The sequence below is a fragment of the Prolixibacter sp. DSM 2831 genome (assembly GCF_056493735.1).
This window is the reverse complement of the sequence record NZ_CM151379.1, coordinates 4512986-4527295: the sequence shown is the minus strand read 5'-3', so window position 1 is coordinate 4527295 and position 14310 is coordinate 4512986. Positions and strand designations below refer to the sequence as shown.

The window sequence follows — 14310 nt, the reverse complement described above, 5'->3', positions numbered from 1 at the left end:
TTAAAATGCTTACTTATTTTTTGTTCTTTTCTGGATTTCGTCCCTGATTTCGGAGGCTTTTTCGTAATCCTCTTCCGAGACGGCTTTGTCGAGCATGGTGTTGAGCTCTTCGGTAGAATAGACAGAGTAGTCTGAATCTTCGTCCTCTTCCGGGCCGACCATCTCTTTGTCTGAGCTTTCTTCATCCTCGTTTTCCTCTTCCTCGAAATCGAGAATGATGCCAGCTTTATCCAGAATCTCTTCGGTGGTATAAATAGGGCATTCAAACCGGAGGGCCAGGGCAACGGCATCCGAAGTCCGGGAATCGACAGTTATCTGGTTGCCGTCTTGTTCGCAAACGAGCTCGGCATAGAAAATTCCCTCTTCCAGTTTATGGATAAAAACTTCGACGACATTGATATTAAAGGCCAGCGCCGTGTTTAAAAACAGATCGTGGGTTAATGGTCGGGGAGGTTTTAAACCTTCAAGTTGTATCGCAATAGCTTGTGCTTCTACAGCACCGATTATGATTGGAATTCTCCTGTTACCATCATCTTCCGACAGCACGAGAGCGTAAGCTCCCGACTGGGTTTGGCTGTAGGATAATCCAAGAATATTAAGTTTAATTTTTCTCATCAGGTCTTAATGGTATCATAAAGACTATGTATGAGAACAAATATAAAAATAGTTTAGGGATTTTAAGGGCTAAAGCGATCAAACCGCATATCGGTTTGATTTATAGCGTTGGTAAAATCAAAAATATTTTAGTTAATACTTTGGTAATCAAAACCAGAATGCATAATTTTGCAATCCAAATAAATCCGAGTTGGCTCTTCAAGTGATATATTAATGTATCCGCCTTCCGGACATAACAGTTAAAAGAACAGAAATGTACGCTATTGTAGAAATTGCCGGACAGCAGTTCAAGGTTGAAAAAGACCAGAAGGTTTTTGTACATCGCCTGCCTAATGAAGAAGGTGCAGATGTAGAGTTCGACAAAGTATTGCTGGTAGACAACGAAGGCGAAGTAAAAATTGGAACTCCCGTAGTGGAAGGGGCTAAGGTTACTGCCAAGGTGCTTGCACACGTAAAAGGTGACAAAGTAATTGTTTTCAAGAAAAAGCGCCGGAAAGGTTACCGGGTAAAAAACGGACACCGTCAGTCTTTTACTCAAATTCAAATTGCTGAAGTAGTTGCGTAAACGTTAAAAACATTTTACCATGGCACATAAAAAAGGAGTAGGTAGTTCCAAGAACGGTCGCGAATCGGAAAGTAAACGACTGGGAGTGAAAATTTATGGCGGCCAGGTTGCCAAAGCAGGTAACATTTTGGTACGTCAGCGTGGTACCGCTCATCATCCGGGTGCTAACGTAGGTATGGGTAAAGACCACACCTTGTTTGCCCTGATCGACGGAACCGTAAAATTCCAGAAAAGAAGGAACGATAGATCCTACGTATCGGTAGAACCGTATACAGAAGCTGAATAAACGACCGTATTCAGTTTAACGATATTTATCTCCTGTTTTGTTACTCCGGTAATGAGGCAGGAGATTTTTTTATGCTTAAATTTGTCAACTGTTTACGATTAACCGTTAATTATTGAAATAACATACCGACCATGTTAAGTCTGAAATTTATCCAGGAAAACCCTGATTGGGTAGTCGAACGTTTAGCCGTAAAGGAGTTCGACGCGCGCGAGATTGTTGACCAGGTTCTCGAACTGTACCGGAAGCGGAACGAAACTCAGAATGAGGTGGATTCGCGCAAAGCGGAAATGAATAAACTCTCGAAGGAGATCGGCATGTTATTCAAGTCGGGAAAAACCGATGAAGCTAATACCGCTAAAGCCCGTACCGCAGAACTGAAAGAGTCGATCAAGGAGATGGATCAGGAGTTCGACCGGATAGATGAAGAGTTGATGGAACTGCAGGTGCAGTTGCCGAATATTCCCTCGGAACTGGTTCCTGCCGGTAAAACAGCTGAAGATAATTTGGTTGTTGACGAAGGTGGCGTAAAACCGGAGCTTGGCGAAAATGCCAAGCCGCACTGGGAGCTGGCCGAGCAATACGACCTCATCAACTTTGAGTTGGGTGTGAAAATTACCGGTGCCGGTTTCCCTGTATATAAAGGATGGGGAGCCCGTTTACAGCGTGCGCTTATCAACTTTTTCCTCGACCAGGCTCGTGAAAACGGTTTTACCGAAGTGCAGCCTCCTTACGTGGTGAACGAAGCATCAGGTTTTGGTACCGGCCAGCTTCCCGATAAGGAAGGACAGATGTATCACGCTACTGCCGACAATCTCTACCTGATTCCGACAGCAGAGGTTCCGGTGACCAACATCTTCCGCGATGTGATTGTGGATGCGAAGGAATTGCCTATCAAATACACAGCCTATTCAGCTTGTTTCCGTCGCGAGGCAGGTTCGTACGGAAAAGATGTTCGCGGACTGAACCGTTTGCACCAGTTCGACAAAGTAGAAATAGTACAAGTGGCCCATCCCGATAAATCGTACGAAGTGCTCGACGGAATGGTTAGCTACGTGAAATCGCTGGTCGAAAAGCTCGAGCTGCCGTTCCGCATTGTGCGTCTTTGTGGTGGCGACATGAGTTTCACCTCGGCGCTTACTTACGACTTCGAAGTTTGGTCGGCTGCGCAGGAGCGTTGGTTGGAAGTGTCGTCGGTATCTAACTTTGAGTCATTCCAGGCCAACCGGTTGAAATTACGCTTCCGCGAAGAAGGGCAAAAGAAACCGCAGGTTGCGCATACGCTGAATGGTAGTGCACTGGCATTGCCGCGTATCGTTGCCGCGTTGCTGGAAAACAACCAAACAGCCGAAGGTATTCGCGTGCCGAAGGTGTTGGTTCCTTACATGGGCACAGAAATTATGAACTAAGATTTACTTTTTAATATATCCTGAAGGCCGGTAATGAACTACCGGCTTTTTTTTTGCTTAAAATTCGAGAGTTTGCCCCGTTCGGATCTGCATAAAAGGAAATTCCTGATAAAAACGGGTCAAAGCCGGTAAGCCAGTACAATGCGAGGGAATAACGCGGGTAACCTTGCGCGCTTTCATAAATTCGATGGTTTTCTCAACGCGTTCCGTTTCATTGGTGAGATGAAAGCCGCCGATAACGGCATAAACCGGAAAACCGGGAATAACTTTCTGCGCATGCAGCACCATGTTGCAGATGCCGGAATGGGCACATCCCGAAATTACGACGAGCCCGTGGTCTGTCAAAGCCACCATCCCCGAATCGTCAGCAACAAAATCATCGCTTCCATCTTCCAATTCGAACGGTGTTTCCTTCGCCTCGAAATCGGTGACGCGTGGAATTTCTCCTAAAAACCAAAGTTCATCTGAAATCGGGTAAGGCTCACGACTTTCGATAATCTCGAACCTGTTTGTTAGTTCATCACGACTTGCCGGCATACCCAAGGGGGAATGGTCTGCTTTCCGGTAACGGGAAAGAAAAGCATCAGGATGCAGAATGAGCGGTTTATGCCCGAGGTGCATCAGGCCGTTGACGTGGTCCCAGTGCCCATGACTCAACGCAATGGCATCAATTATTTTCAGGTCGATCCCCAGAATCCGTGCATTGCGGACGATGATATCTGACGGGCCTGTGTCGAACAAAATGGTTTGATCGGCTTCTATCAGAAAAGAAAGACCGTGTTCCGCACCACATACTTTACCAGCCGTATTATCGTTCAGAATCGTGATTTTCATGTCGTTCTTTACTATAAATTGGCAACCGAATTAAGAAACGGGTTCCCTCTTTGGGAGATGTTTCAAACCAGATTTTTCCATCAAGATTTTCGATGATGCTTTTAGTAATCGCGAGTCCCAGTCCCATGCCGCTTGTCTTGGTCGTGAAGTTGGGTTCGAACAATTTGCTCCGAAGCTCTTCAGCAACTCCTACTCCGTTGTCGGAAATCTCAACCTGGGCAAAATCCTCTTCGGTATGCAAACTAATTTCAACAAAACCTTTTCTGGTTTTGGGGATGGCCTGCATCCCATTTTTCACCAAATTGATGAAAGCGCGACTTAGTTGTTCTTTGTCGGCCAGAACAAATACCGGACAGGTGGTTGGTTGTTCGAAAAGAACGGAGGCATGCGGGTTGTTGTCAAACAAGTTGGTCACTTCCTGAAGCCGGTCGCAAAGGTCGAGCTTTTCGTAATGCGCTTTTGGCATCCGGGCAAAGTTGGAAAAAGCCGATGCGATAGATGAGAGCGTTTCAATCTGCTCGATGAGTGTTTTTGTTACCTGTCGGAAGTACTCGTCGAAGTTTTCTTTTTCCTGTTTTCGGGCCCGTTGCAGATACTGAATACTCAACTTCATTGGAGTGAGTGGGTTCTTTATCTCGTGGGCGATCTGCCGTGCCATTTCCCGCCATGCGCTTTCCCGCTCCGAACGGGCGAGTAACTCGGCACTCTCCGCCAGTTCGTCCACCTTCAGGTTATACTCTTTTACCAACCGTCCGATTTCGTCATTTGCCTTATAAGCGATTTTGGCATTTGCTTTTCCTAACTGAATGCCACGCAAATTTTCTTCGATGGTTCGCAATGGGGCCGTAATACGACTACTGATGAACACAGCCACCATCACACTGATAAGTGTAAGGAAAATGTAGATGTTCAGGAAAGCCACGATGAAGCCCGAGATCTGCTGCATCAGCTCATTCTGTTTACTGAGGTACGGAATGTTGAGGTAGCCCAGCAACTCGTTGTTGTTATTGAAAACCGGAACATACGACGAGTAGAAAGTCATGTTTCCCAGCTTCTCGCGATGGAGATAGTTGGTTCGGTGTTCCACCGACATGGCGTAGAAAGCGCGCGGATTCATCTTCGGAGCGGTGAGACCACGCTCATAAATCTCATCCCGCGAAGTAGCAATCAGCGTCCCGGTGGTATCGAACAGGTTGACATCGACCCAGGAAATATCGGATAGTTGAATCAGTTCATAATCGAGATAATTCTCCATGTCGGGAGAAATTTGGTTTTCTCTTCCCAGTCTCATTTCCAGTTCAGCCGATACCGTCCTTATTTTTTCGTTCAGGTTTTCCTGGATGGAAGCCTTGAACTGTGTGTAGTTGTAAGCAATAATACCAAATCCGATGATCAGCAGTGTTCCCAATAGAATTGAAATGAGGGAAAACTGAATCTTTCGACGGAAGTCCCAATGTCGCCGGAAGAAATACCAGCCTTTCGGATTATTCAGACCAATCACCAGAAGTCCTGCAATGTAAGTCAGCAGGAACAGATAAGGAAACGATGCCAGTCGCTTGACAAAAGACATCTCCGGATAGCTGACAACCGTATAATTGTTTCCACTAATGTGGTAAGCACAATGCGAATAGCCATCGAGATCATAAAAATGAAATTCTCCTTTCCCGTGAAGGTACTCTTTGATAGACAGTGTGTAAGCAAATTTCCCGCTTCGGTCGACCAGCTGGTCATTGTAGTATTTCGCGTAGCAGAAGCCGTCGCGACGGTTTTTGCGGGCTGCCCGTTCGTCTAGTAACAGTTCCGGGTAGCCTTGCCCCTCCGGGATTAAGCGGGAGTTTAGTTCCACGAAAACGGTCAGAGGTCGCCCGTCGACTGCACTCTTGAACGCCATTTGCCCGAAGTACGAGATACGCCCGTTTAGTTTATCCATGAAATAGAAATCGCTGCCGGGAATTTCCACTCCGCTTTGCGAAACCATGTTCTCGAAGAAAGCATGACAAGGATGTAGGTCGTTGTCGGGTTTCACCAGCACGCTGTCCTGGTCTCCGCAAACCGTTACCTGCAAATCGTAATCGCGCCAAAACCCGGTGAAATAGTTTTTTCGGAGGTATTGTTCGAGTACATCATATGGCGGGACCAAAAGCGTTTGTAGCAATGTATCGCGATGAAGCCGCGGCTCCAAATCAGACAGATAAAGCTCGGCCGCCGGGTCGCGTTCGGATGCCAGGTTGACGGCCAGTACTTTCTGAATGTTGGTGTTGCGCGTTTTGACATGTACAAATAGCATGTGGTCGAAAAGCAAAGCCGCCAGTAGCGAATAAACCACCAGAAAGGTCGTCCGGTATTTCAGCAGGGAGTCGTAACGGATAAAATAAAGTGCGGTGATGATAATGATGTAGAAAGTAAACGGAAACCAGTTGACTGCATGTCCGCCCAGAATAAAAACCCCAAGGGCCAACAAGGCAGAAATAACGGCAGCAACCAGGTATTGCTTTAAACTGAATATGTTTCTGGCAATGAACCGAAGACGGAGAGCAATGAGAAGGAATCCCAGGCATTGAAGCACCAGTGAAATGAATCCCAAAACGTTGGGAAGAGAGATTCTCATTTCCTGGTAAAACTCAAAGTTAATGGATGAGTTCAGGATGAGAATCTGGAATAGAAAGATGCTGAAGGTAAAGTAAAAGGCAGCAAAAAGAAAGGGAAGCAAGAGCGAAATCTTTCCCCATTTGGGATGCTGAAAATCTTTGACGTCCAACGATCGGAAAAATACCAGCGCGACGTAAAGTAATAAGATGGAAAGCAGGAAAAACTCACCTAGTGATGGCAACCACGAACCGGCAGCAAAATAAACCGGTGAAAAGAGTCGCAGGTACTCGAAAATAGCCGGCCTGTCGAGTTGGTTAACAAGATAGTAAATCCCAAAAGCGATGACGATACTGAGCAGTATCTTTGCAGGCCCCCGGATGGGAAGGCGCAGGTTTAGAATTTGTACAGTGTAGATGAGGAAGAAAAGCAGCGCAATGAAATACAACCCAGAGGGAAAAAACAGGTCATGTTCCGGCGTGACCAATTCGCCGGTAGGCTCCAGCGAAAACAGGAATCGGTTGTTGCTGTCCTTAACATCGTAAACCGGGTTAGAGGCAGGTTGAGGGTGGACCAGGAAATCGGGAGGCAGTCTGAAATCACTCGGAAAATGGTCGCGCAAATATTTATTATGGTACGGATAAACCTGTTTTATTAGTATGTAACCTACCAACGTAAGGCTATCGGTGTTTAGCTGTTTAGTCATATACCAGCCGGTAGGGAGCTTCTTAATCAGGCTGTTGTCTGCCGAAACCTTGGGCAGTGAGTCATTGAAAGCAGTTTCGGAAGAGGTCCAGTAAATCAGTGAATCACCTTGAAAAATATTGAATGTAATTCCTTGTTTAGCAAGTTGGTCCCAGCGGTTGGCTGTGTCAATCGAATAGCGTTCCGAAGCGATTTTAGTTGGGTCACTGGCAATATTATTTAAAACTTGATTGAGGGTTGCTTCCTTTTTTTCCATCACGTGGGCGACGTGGGCGATTTCCTGATGAAGCGTAGCATTATTAAGAAGGAGGTGCTCCCAGAACCAGGCAACGCCTAGAAAGACAATAGAGAAAAGCAGTAACCGGTGTTGATGCCAGAGTTTTCGCATAGGGATTATTCGTGATGATAGGGTTCGCCATTTAAGATGCTCATAGCGCGATATAGTTGTTCAATAAAAATCAATCGGACCATTTGGTGCGAAAAAGTCATCTTCGAAAGTGATAACTTTCCGTTGGCACGTGCTTTAACTGCCGGAGAAAATCCATAGGGGCCACCAATGGCAAAAACCAGATGTTTTGTTCCGGCTACCATTCGTTTTTCCATCCATTTTGAAAAATCGACTGAACTCATCTCTTCTCCTTTCTCGTCCAGTAAGATAAGCTGGTCCATGGCGGTCACCTGGTTTAAAATAAGGACACCCTCTTTTTCTTTCTGTTGTTCAGTGGTCAGATTTTTGCTGTTTTTGATATCCGGGATAGTTTTTATCTCAAATGGCAGATAATGAAACAGTCGTTTACTGTAAATATCGATTCCCTTCTTCAAATAATCCTTGTCCGTTTTACCGATGACTACCAGTGTTACTTTCATGTTTCAATTTTGCTGAGTTGTTTTGTAAAGGTTAAATTTAATGATTTAAAAGGAGAGCCGTTGTTCGCCCCTTTCTAATTACAATATTTTTGTATCTTGCTTGATGTTTTGCATGATTGTTGCATGACTGTTTCGGTAACTAAATATAGCGATATGAAGAAAAAGGCAGGAAAAATTTTGATCGCCTTGTTCCTGTTTATCCTTCCGGCCACCGCACTATATGCACAAATGCCGGACCAAATTATTATCGGGTTGAGCTCGGGGAACGCAAAAACGTTGGCAGCTTATTTTAACGATAATGTTGAGCTTGTCATTTTAAACAGGGAAAACGTATGTTCGCAGGCTCAGGCAGAACAGATTCTGAAGGATTTTTTTGCAAAAAATAAACCCAATCAATTCCGGGTAATTCACCAGGGTGGCAAGGAAGATGCTCGCTACGCCATTGGAAGTCTGGAAACTGATAAGGAAACATTCCGGGTATATTTCTTACTGAAGAATAAGGATAACAAGCCGTTGATCCATCAGCTTCGCATCGAGAAAGAGTAACCAAAATTACGCAATTGCCTGCTTATGCCTGTGACAGAACTCAAGGAATATGTCCGCAAGCGGCTGGAACACATTCGGGAGCGGGCAAAGAAAATTTCATTACCAATTTTTGAAGATGTTCCCCTTTACGATGTTGGTCTGTTTTTCTGGAAGGGAATTGAAAACGGATCCATTACGACAAGGGCTTCAGCAATTGCTTTCAACATTATACTGGCCATTTTCCCGGCCATCATTTTCATCTTTACTTTGATACCGTATGTTCCGATCGAGAACTTTCAGTCGGAGTTACTGGGCTTGATCGAGAGCATTGTACCCCAGAACGCTTTCGAGGCGATCAGTAGTACGGTGGAAGATATCGTTACGCAGCCTCACGGAGGATTGTTATCGTTCGGTTTCTTTTTCGCCCTCATCTTTGCAACGAACGGAGTTGATTCTCTGATTTCTGCCTTCAATGCCACTGTACATGAGATGGATACTCGATCGTGGTGGAATCAGCGGGTCGTTTCACTGGCCCTTGTTATCATTCTTACATTGCTGATGACCGTTGGGATCACATTGATGACTCTCGGGCAGTTGGCGCTTAATTTTCTGGTCGACAAACATATCCTGGTAAAGGACTTTACCTACTATTTGCTGTTGGTCGGTAAATGGGTAGTCATTTGTGCCCTCTTCTTTTTCACTTACGCGTTTTTGTTTTATTACGCACCAGCGAAGAAATCCAAGTTTCGTTTCATTTCTGCCGGTGTGAGTCTGGCAGCCATTCTTTCGTTGATTACTTCACTGGGATTCTCATTTTACATCAATAATTTTGGGCGTTACAACAAATTGTACGGTTCGATTGGGACGTTGCTGGTGGTAATGATTTGGATATACTTTAATGCGGTCATTTTGCTGGTCGGATTCGAGCTAAATGTGAGCATTGCCAATGCCCGGAAGAATAATAAAAAATTCTCGGCCGGCGAGATCGACGAATTTTCTAACCTCGATTTAAAATGAAAAAGGGACCAAATTCCTTTACGATATATTTTTTCTTTTCTATGCTCATCTTCTTATTTGCGGGTATGCCTCAGGGCTTTGCCCAGAAGAAGAATGAGAAAGTGATGATTCGCGATCAGGCCAACCGTTATTTTCAGGAGCAGAAGTACGACAAAGCGGCCAAACTTTTCAAATCGCTTTATGATGATTCCGGGGCCGACGCCTATTTCCAATATTACCTGCGTTGTTTGATCGAATCGAGTGATTATAAGACGGCTTTGAAAACCATTCGGCAAAAACTCAGGGAAAGTAAAAAGTCCAAATACCTGGTATGGCAGGGGTATGTGTACAGTCGGGAGGGCGACACGAAACGTGCTGAGGAATATTATCAGCAGGCGTTGGATGGTCTTCAGCCCGAGCGTTCGCGTATTATAGAGCTGGGAAATGCTTTTTATACGCTGGGCGAAATGGACTGGGCAGCGAAAGTATACCAGGAAGCACAGAAAAAGTTTCCATCCCAGGAATTTCATTATGAGCTGGCCCAAATTTATTTCCGTACCCGGAATTACCCGTTGATGCTGGATGCATATCTTGATCTGCTGAAATCGCAGCCGCAAGCATTGACTACTGTGGAGGGCCGGTTAATGACGGCATTCTATTACGATATCGACGGAGAGTTAAAAGACCAGATGCAGAAGACGATTCTGGCTCGCATGCAGTCCGATCCGGGCAATGTAGTGTACAACAAATTGTTTGTTTGGTTTCTCATTCAGCAAAAAAACTATTCAGCCGCGTTGAGTCAGGCACTGGCGCTCGACCGGAGAACCGGCGATGAAGCGTCCACCTTACTGAACCTGGCACAACTGGCCGCTAAAGGTGGTGCCTATTCAGAAGCACTTCGGGCATACGATTACCTGAAAAGCCGAAAAGGTGACAATCCCTACCGGGAAGAAGCGCAGCTGAGGCAAACGCAGGTCGCTTATCAGCGTTTTCTGGCCGATCAAACGTCTCGAAAAACAGCTATTGACAGTCTGGAGCAGTTGTTTCAGAAGACATTTCATCAACTGGGCGAAAGCCGTCACACATTGTTTTTGATAGAAGACTACGCACAGTTTTTGGCATTTTACAATCACCAGCCGGCCAAAGCCATCGATTTGCTGGAGAGAGCAGGAAAGATACAGGGATTGAACCCGACACAAAAAGGAAAGCTGAAAGTGGAATTGGCTGATTGCAACGTTTGTGCCGGAGACTATTGGGAAGCCGTTTTATTGTACGCGCAGGTTGCTAAAGAGATGCGGGAAACCAATTTGGCCGATGAGGCAAAATTCAAGCGAGCCCGGTTGGCGTATTACATGGGAGATTTTAATTGGGTGAAGGCCCAAATGGATGTTTTAAAGGGGAGCACAGCCAAACTGACCGCCAACGACGCGCTGGCACTCTCGTTGCTGATTGAAAATCACGAGGCGCCCGATTCACTCAACAGCGATTTGCAGATGTTGGCCCGTGCCGATTTGGATCGCTTCTGCAACAGACCTCAAGAAGCGCTTTTGCGACTCGATTCTCTGCAACAAAAATATCCTTACAGCGATTTAAATGAGGAGGTTCTTTCCCGTAAGGCTAAAATATTGGTCAAACTTCAAAAGTACCAGGAAGCGGCGAGCGCGTATAACGATTTATTGAAAAAATATCCCGATGGAAAAAACAGTGATGAGGCGCGTTTCAGGTTGGGAGAGTTGTATGAAAAAGAGCTAAATCTTCCCGATAAGGCAGAAGCGATCTACAAAGACATCGTTCTGCATCATCCCGGGAGTGTTTACATCGAAGATGCACGAAAAAATTACCGGGCGCTTAGAGATAGGAAGTAAAAGTCAGGATTCTTCAGTGCGTACCATAAAATGGACAACAGAGAAGAGAACAAAAACCAATACAACAAAATCGAATTTCTTCATGTACCAGAAAATGGAAATGGTCGTCAGATAAACCATGGCAACGATGGCCAGTAGTTTCCATGTTCTCAGAAATCGGGAATCATTTTTCCCGGGGATTAGTTCTTTCATTTCAGCAAGACAATAAAATAAAACGTCTTACTATTTATGCCGTTTTTGGTCGTAGGGTAACCCCGATTTTCCGTTTTTTTGATGAATGTATCGATCTGAGTGGTGAACGTACGAATCTGAGTGGTGAATGAACAATCGTGATTTTCAGTTTTTTCAAAATTATACCCCATTTCGTTAATAAACCGGTAAATTCGAAACGAAATTCAACTGTATTGGAAAAGGAAAAAACCATATTAGGAATTGACCCGGGCTCGAATGTGATGGGCTATGGCGTAGTAAAAGTCATCGGAACGAAAGCCCAAATAGTTACCTTGGGGGTGGTGAAGACATCCGGATTTGGCGATCACTACCAGAAACTTCGTCATATTTTTGAGCGGACCCTTTATTTGGTCGATGCTTTCCAGCCCGATGAAGCCGCGTTGGAAGCACCGTTCTACGGAAAGAACGTGCAGTCGATGCTGAAGTTGGGACGGGCGCAAGGGGTAGCCATGGCGGCTGCGCTGTATCGCGGAGTTCCCATATTTGAATATGCTCCCTTAAAGATCAAGCAAGCTATTACGGGTACCGGTTCGGCCTCGAAAGAGCAGGTAGCCTATTTTTTGAAGCAGATGTTCAACATGGAGATTCGCCCGAAAGAGCTGGACGCGACAGATGGGTTGGCAGCAGCGGTTTGTCATTATCTGCAGGGAAGAAATCCTGCCAAAGGAAAATCGTACAATAGTTGGGAAGAGTTTATCCGGAAAAATCCGGACCGAATCAAATAAAAAAGGGACTGCGATTGCAATCCCTTCTTTTTTGGCCAATTCACAGTGCTATAATTCTTTTTGAATCTTCTCCGTAATTTCTTTGAATTCCTCTTCTGATAGTTTCAATTTCGGATTGGAGAAGTTGATGTCTTTCTCACTCTGCATAGGTACCAGGTGAATATGGGCATGCGGAACTTCAAGGCCCAGAACGGCAACTCCGACTTTTTTACACGGAATGGCTTTTTTCAGCGCAACAGCTACTTGTTTGGCAAACAGCTGCAAACCGGTGTACAACTCATCGTCCAAATCGAAAAGATAATCTACTTCCTTCTTTGGAATAACCAGTACATGCCCTTTTGCCAGTGGGAAAATATCAAGGAAAGCGAGGTAATTCTCATCTTCCGCCACTTTGTATGCAGGAATTTCGCCTTCGACTATTTTCGTGAAAATGCTTGCCATAAACTTTCGTTTTTACCGGTATTAAACACCCATTTCAATATTGACCACTTCGAAAGGAATCACGCCCGACGGAACCTGAATTTCTACTTCGTCGCCAACTTTCTTGCCCAGCAAACCCTGTGCGATTGGTGTATTCACACTGATTTTACCAGCCTTCAGGTCAGCTTCGTGTTCCGAAACAATAGTGTAAGCCATGACGGCATTATTCTTTTTATTCTTGATAGTCACCTTGTTCAGAATCTGAACCGATGAACAGTCAATTTTCGATTGGTCGATAATACGGGCGTTGGCTACCTGTTCCTGAAGTTTGGCAATTTTTGCTTCGAGCATACCCTGGGCATCTTTGGCCGCATCGTACTCCGCATTTTCCGAAATATCGCCTTTTTCAATGGCTTCACCTATCTGCTTTGAAATTGCCGGACGTTCAACCGTCATCAGGCGTTCCAGATCAGCTTTCAATTTTTTTAGACCTTCAGCAGTTATATACGTAACCTTTGCCATTTAACTTAGATTTTTCGTTAACACATAAAAAAACAAGAAGAATCCCGAAAAAAACGGAACTCTTCCTTCGATGTAAAACACAAATTTAAGGTTTTTCCCGAATATCCCACGAAGGATGTTGTAAAAAATGTTTTTTCCGTTCGAAACGTAACTACTCCATTTTCAATACTTGCGGTTGATTATTTCGGAATAGATAACAGCTTTTCGCGGGTCAAAATCCCGTCGGATACTTTTCTTGAGTGGTTCCTTTTTCCCTTTATGATAGACCGATGTAGCGGTAATGTCACCCGGCATTTTCGCCTGCCGACTTTTCGTTATAATCTCTTCAACTTTTTTGTTACTGATTTCCGGTTGCCCTACTTTATTATTGGTCATTTCCATTTCCGGTTCGGGCTCTTGCGAAGGGTACTGTACCGGGTCAAACACCTCTTCCATGCGATCGAATAACGTCCCGAACGGATCTTCACGTTTTTCATCCATCGGATTGTACGGTTCTCTTTGCCGCTTTGGTTGTTCCCAACCGTTATTCCCGCCGTTGTCCTGCATCTGTTTCATCCGTTCCTTTTTGCGCTGCTTGTTGATTGCCTGCACAATGGAAACAACAATTATCAGAATGATAAAGACATAATCGCCAACGCCGGCTGTATTTATTTGTGTAAGTAAAACCATGTTGCTTAGCATTTTCCTAAATTTGCTGCTGTGTTGCTAAATATACTAAAAATGTTGAAGGGATTATCGAAGCCATGGCTGCAAATTAGTTTGGTCGTACTGTTTCTTCTGTCGGCCAACAGCTGTCAAAAGGATCAGCAATCGTATATTCCTGAGGTGCCGGTGGATTTTTATATCAACCTGGCGACGAATAACGATTTGTCGGTACCCGGAAATTACCAGGTCTTTCCACAGGGATATACCGGAATTATTGTTATGAACAATGGTAACGGGTTCTATGCTTTCGACACTTGCTGCCCGTACGAAGCCAAGGCAAGTTGTACGGTAACGCCCGATGATAGCGGCATTGCCACCTGTTCCTGTTGTGGTTCGCAATACAGTCTTTTCGGCGGCGGCTATCCGATTGAAGGACCTTCCACCCGGAATCTACATCAATATAAGGTTGACCAAGCCGGTGGTAGACTTTGGGTCCACAACTAAAAAAATATAAAAA

16 protein-coding genes are annotated in these 14310 nt (G+C 45.0%); 8 read left to right on the top strand and 8 right to left on the bottom strand.

The window, feature by feature from the left end; all coding sequences use genetic code 11:
* Window positions 1-9 precede the first annotated feature (9 nt).
* Window positions 10-615, bottom strand: coding sequence for a bifunctional nuclease family protein (locus AC060N_RS18795; RefSeq protein ID WP_479525058.1), 606 nt, complete (start codon window positions 613-615; stop codon window positions 10-12).
* 253 nt (window positions 616-868) lie between these two features.
* Here AC060N_RS18795 and rplU point away from each other — a divergent pair, with 253 nt between their 5' ends.
* The 3 genes from rplU (at window position 869) to serS (ending at window position 2872) form a co-directional block, all read left to right on the top strand.
* A complete protein-coding gene (rplU, locus tag AC060N_RS18790; RefSeq protein ID WP_106540606.1) occupies window positions 869-1180 on the top strand; it encodes a 50S ribosomal protein L21 in 312 nt (103 codons plus the stop codon).
* A 19-nt stretch (window positions 1181-1199) separates the two neighbouring features.
* Complete coding sequence (gene rpmA, locus AC060N_RS18785) at window positions 1200-1466, top strand: 50S ribosomal protein L27 (RefSeq protein ID WP_106540605.1); 267 nt, start codon at window positions 1200-1202, stop codon at window positions 1464-1466.
* Between the two features lie 131 nt (window positions 1467-1597).
* The gene (serS, locus tag AC060N_RS18780; RefSeq protein ID WP_479525057.1) at window positions 1598-2872 is read left to right on the top strand and encodes a serine--tRNA ligase; all 1275 of its coding nucleotides are present in this window, start codon (window positions 1598-1600) and stop codon (window positions 2870-2872) included.
* A 57-nt stretch (window positions 2873-2929) separates the two neighbouring features.
* Here serS and AC060N_RS18775 read toward each other — a convergent pair whose 3' ends face one another.
* The 3 genes from AC060N_RS18775 to rlmH are packed head-to-tail and all read right to left on the bottom strand — an operon-like array spanning window position 2930 to window position 7864.
* Window positions 2930-3706 carry an MBL fold metallo-hydrolase gene (locus AC060N_RS18775; RefSeq protein WP_463237204.1) on the bottom strand — a complete coding sequence of 259 codons (777 nt, stop codon included), beginning with the start codon at window positions 3704-3706 and terminating at the stop codon, window positions 2930-2932.
* Window positions 3681-7385: a sensor histidine kinase gene (locus AC060N_RS18770; protein WP_479525056.1), complete on the bottom strand. Its 3705-nt coding sequence runs from the start codon at window positions 7383-7385 to the stop codon at window positions 3681-3683. Before AC060N_RS18770 ends, AC060N_RS18775 begins: the two co-directional genes overlap by 26 nt.
* Before the next feature lie 5 nt (window positions 7386-7390).
* Window positions 7391-7864: a 23S rRNA (pseudouridine(1915)-N(3))-methyltransferase RlmH gene (rlmH, locus tag AC060N_RS18765; RefSeq protein WP_479525055.1), complete on the bottom strand. Its 474-nt coding sequence runs from the start codon at window positions 7862-7864 to the stop codon at window positions 7391-7393.
* A gap of 153 nt (window positions 7865-8017) precedes the next feature.
* On the opposite strand from rlmH, the gene AC060N_RS18760 reads away from it, so the two are divergent.
* From AC060N_RS18760 to AC060N_RS18750, 3 genes are read left to right on the top strand one after another with little or no spacing between them, the layout of a single operon-like run.
* Window positions 8018-8410, top strand: a complete 393-nt coding sequence (locus AC060N_RS18760) for a DUF4783 domain-containing protein (RefSeq protein WP_479525054.1) — start codon at window positions 8018-8020, stop codon at window positions 8408-8410.
* 24 nt (window positions 8411-8434) lie between these two features.
* Window positions 8435-9406, top strand: coding sequence for a YihY/virulence factor BrkB family protein (locus AC060N_RS18755; RefSeq protein WP_106540598.1), 972 nt, complete (start codon window positions 8435-8437; stop codon window positions 9404-9406).
* Window positions 9407-9447: 41 nt separating this feature from the next.
* The gene (locus AC060N_RS18750; RefSeq protein ID WP_479525053.1) at window positions 9448-11250 is read left to right on the top strand and encodes a tetratricopeptide repeat protein; all 1803 of its coding nucleotides are present in this window, start codon (window positions 9448-9450) and stop codon (window positions 11248-11250) included.
* A 3-nt stretch (window positions 11251-11253) separates the two neighbouring features.
* On the opposite strand, the gene AC060N_RS18745 is transcribed toward AC060N_RS18750, so the two are convergent.
* The gene (locus AC060N_RS18745; protein ID WP_106540596.1) at window positions 11254-11442 is read right to left on the bottom strand and encodes a hypothetical protein; all 189 of its coding nucleotides are present in this window, start codon (window positions 11440-11442) and stop codon (window positions 11254-11256) included.
* Window positions 11443-11654: 212 nt separating this feature from the next.
* Here AC060N_RS18745 and ruvC point away from each other — a divergent pair, with 212 nt between their 5' ends.
* A complete protein-coding gene (gene ruvC / locus AC060N_RS18740) occupies window positions 11655-12206 on the top strand; it encodes a crossover junction endodeoxyribonuclease RuvC (RefSeq protein WP_106540595.1) in 552 nt (183 codons plus the stop codon).
* A 48-nt stretch (window positions 12207-12254) separates the two neighbouring features.
* Here the strand turns inward: ruvC and AC060N_RS18735 are convergent, their stop codons facing one another.
* The 3 genes from AC060N_RS18735 to AC060N_RS18725 form a co-directional block, all read right to left on the bottom strand.
* The gene (locus AC060N_RS18735; RefSeq protein WP_479525052.1) at window positions 12255-12647 is read right to left on the bottom strand and encodes an HIT family protein; all 393 of its coding nucleotides are present in this window, start codon (window positions 12645-12647) and stop codon (window positions 12255-12257) included.
* A 21-nt stretch (window positions 12648-12668) separates the two neighbouring features.
* Window positions 12669-13148 carry a transcription elongation factor GreA gene (gene greA / locus AC060N_RS18730; protein ID WP_106540593.1) on the bottom strand — a complete coding sequence of 160 codons (480 nt, stop codon included), beginning with the start codon at window positions 13146-13148 and terminating at the stop codon, window positions 12669-12671.
* 162 nt (window positions 13149-13310) lie between these two features.
* Window positions 13311-13817 (bottom strand): hypothetical protein, encoded by a 507-nt coding sequence (locus AC060N_RS18725; protein ID WP_463229859.1) that lies wholly within the window; start codon window positions 13815-13817, stop codon window positions 13311-13313.
* 51 nt (window positions 13818-13868) lie between these two features.
* Between AC060N_RS18725 and AC060N_RS18720 the strand changes: the two genes are divergently transcribed.
* A complete protein-coding gene (locus AC060N_RS18720) occupies window positions 13869-14297 on the top strand; it encodes a Rieske (2Fe-2S) protein (RefSeq protein ID WP_106540591.1) in 429 nt (142 codons plus the stop codon).
* Window positions 14298-14310 lie beyond the last annotated feature (13 nt).

Bases quoted from the DNA above. Each gene is read 5' to 3' on its own strand.
- AC060N_RS18735 (WP_479525052.1), bottom strand. From the start codon at position 12,647: ATGGCAAGCATTTTCACGAAAATAGTCGAAGGCGAAATTCCTGCATAC.
- AC060N_RS18745 (WP_106540596.1), bottom strand. From the start codon at position 11,442: ATGAAAGAACTAATCCCCGGGAAAAATGATTCCCGATTTCTGAGAACA.
- serS (WP_479525057.1), top strand. From the start codon at position 1,598: ATGTTAAGTCTGAAATTTATCCAGGAAAACCCTGATTGGGTAGTCGAA.
- rpmA (WP_106540605.1), top strand. From the start codon at position 1,200: ATGGCACATAAAAAAGGAGTAGGTAGTTCCAAGAACGGTCGCGAATCG.
- rplU (WP_106540606.1), top strand. From the start codon at position 869: ATGTACGCTATTGTAGAAATTGCCGGACAGCAGTTCAAGGTTGAAAAA.
- AC060N_RS18770 (WP_479525056.1), bottom strand. From the start codon at position 7,385: ATGCGAAAACTCTGGCATCAACACCGGTTACTGCTTTTCTCTATTGTC.
- rlmH (WP_479525055.1), bottom strand. From the start codon at position 7,864: ATGAAAGTAACACTGGTAGTCATCGGTAAAACGGACAAGGATTATTTG.
- AC060N_RS18760 (WP_479525054.1), top strand. From the start codon at position 8,018: ATGAAGAAAAAGGCAGGAAAAATTTTGATCGCCTTGTTCCTGTTTATC.
- AC060N_RS18725 (WP_463229859.1), bottom strand. From the start codon at position 13,817: ATGGTTTTACTTACACAAATAAATACAGCCGGCGTTGGCGATTATGTC.
- AC060N_RS18720 (WP_106540591.1), top strand. From the start codon at position 13,869: ATGTTGAAGGGATTATCGAAGCCATGGCTGCAAATTAGTTTGGTCGTA.
- AC060N_RS18795 (WP_479525058.1), bottom strand. From the start codon at position 615: ATGAGAAAAATTAAACTTAATATTCTTGGATTATCCTACAGCCAAACC.
- AC060N_RS18755 (WP_106540598.1), top strand. From the start codon at position 8,435: ATGCCTGTGACAGAACTCAAGGAATATGTCCGCAAGCGGCTGGAACAC.
- greA (WP_106540593.1), bottom strand. From the start codon at position 13,148: ATGGCAAAGGTTACGTATATAACTGCTGAAGGTCTAAAAAAATTGAAA.
- AC060N_RS18775 (WP_463237204.1), bottom strand. From the start codon at position 3,706: ATGAAAATCACGATTCTGAACGATAATACGGCTGGTAAAGTATGTGGT.
- AC060N_RS18750 (WP_479525053.1), top strand. From the start codon at position 9,448: ATGCTCATCTTCTTATTTGCGGGTATGCCTCAGGGCTTTGCCCAGAAG.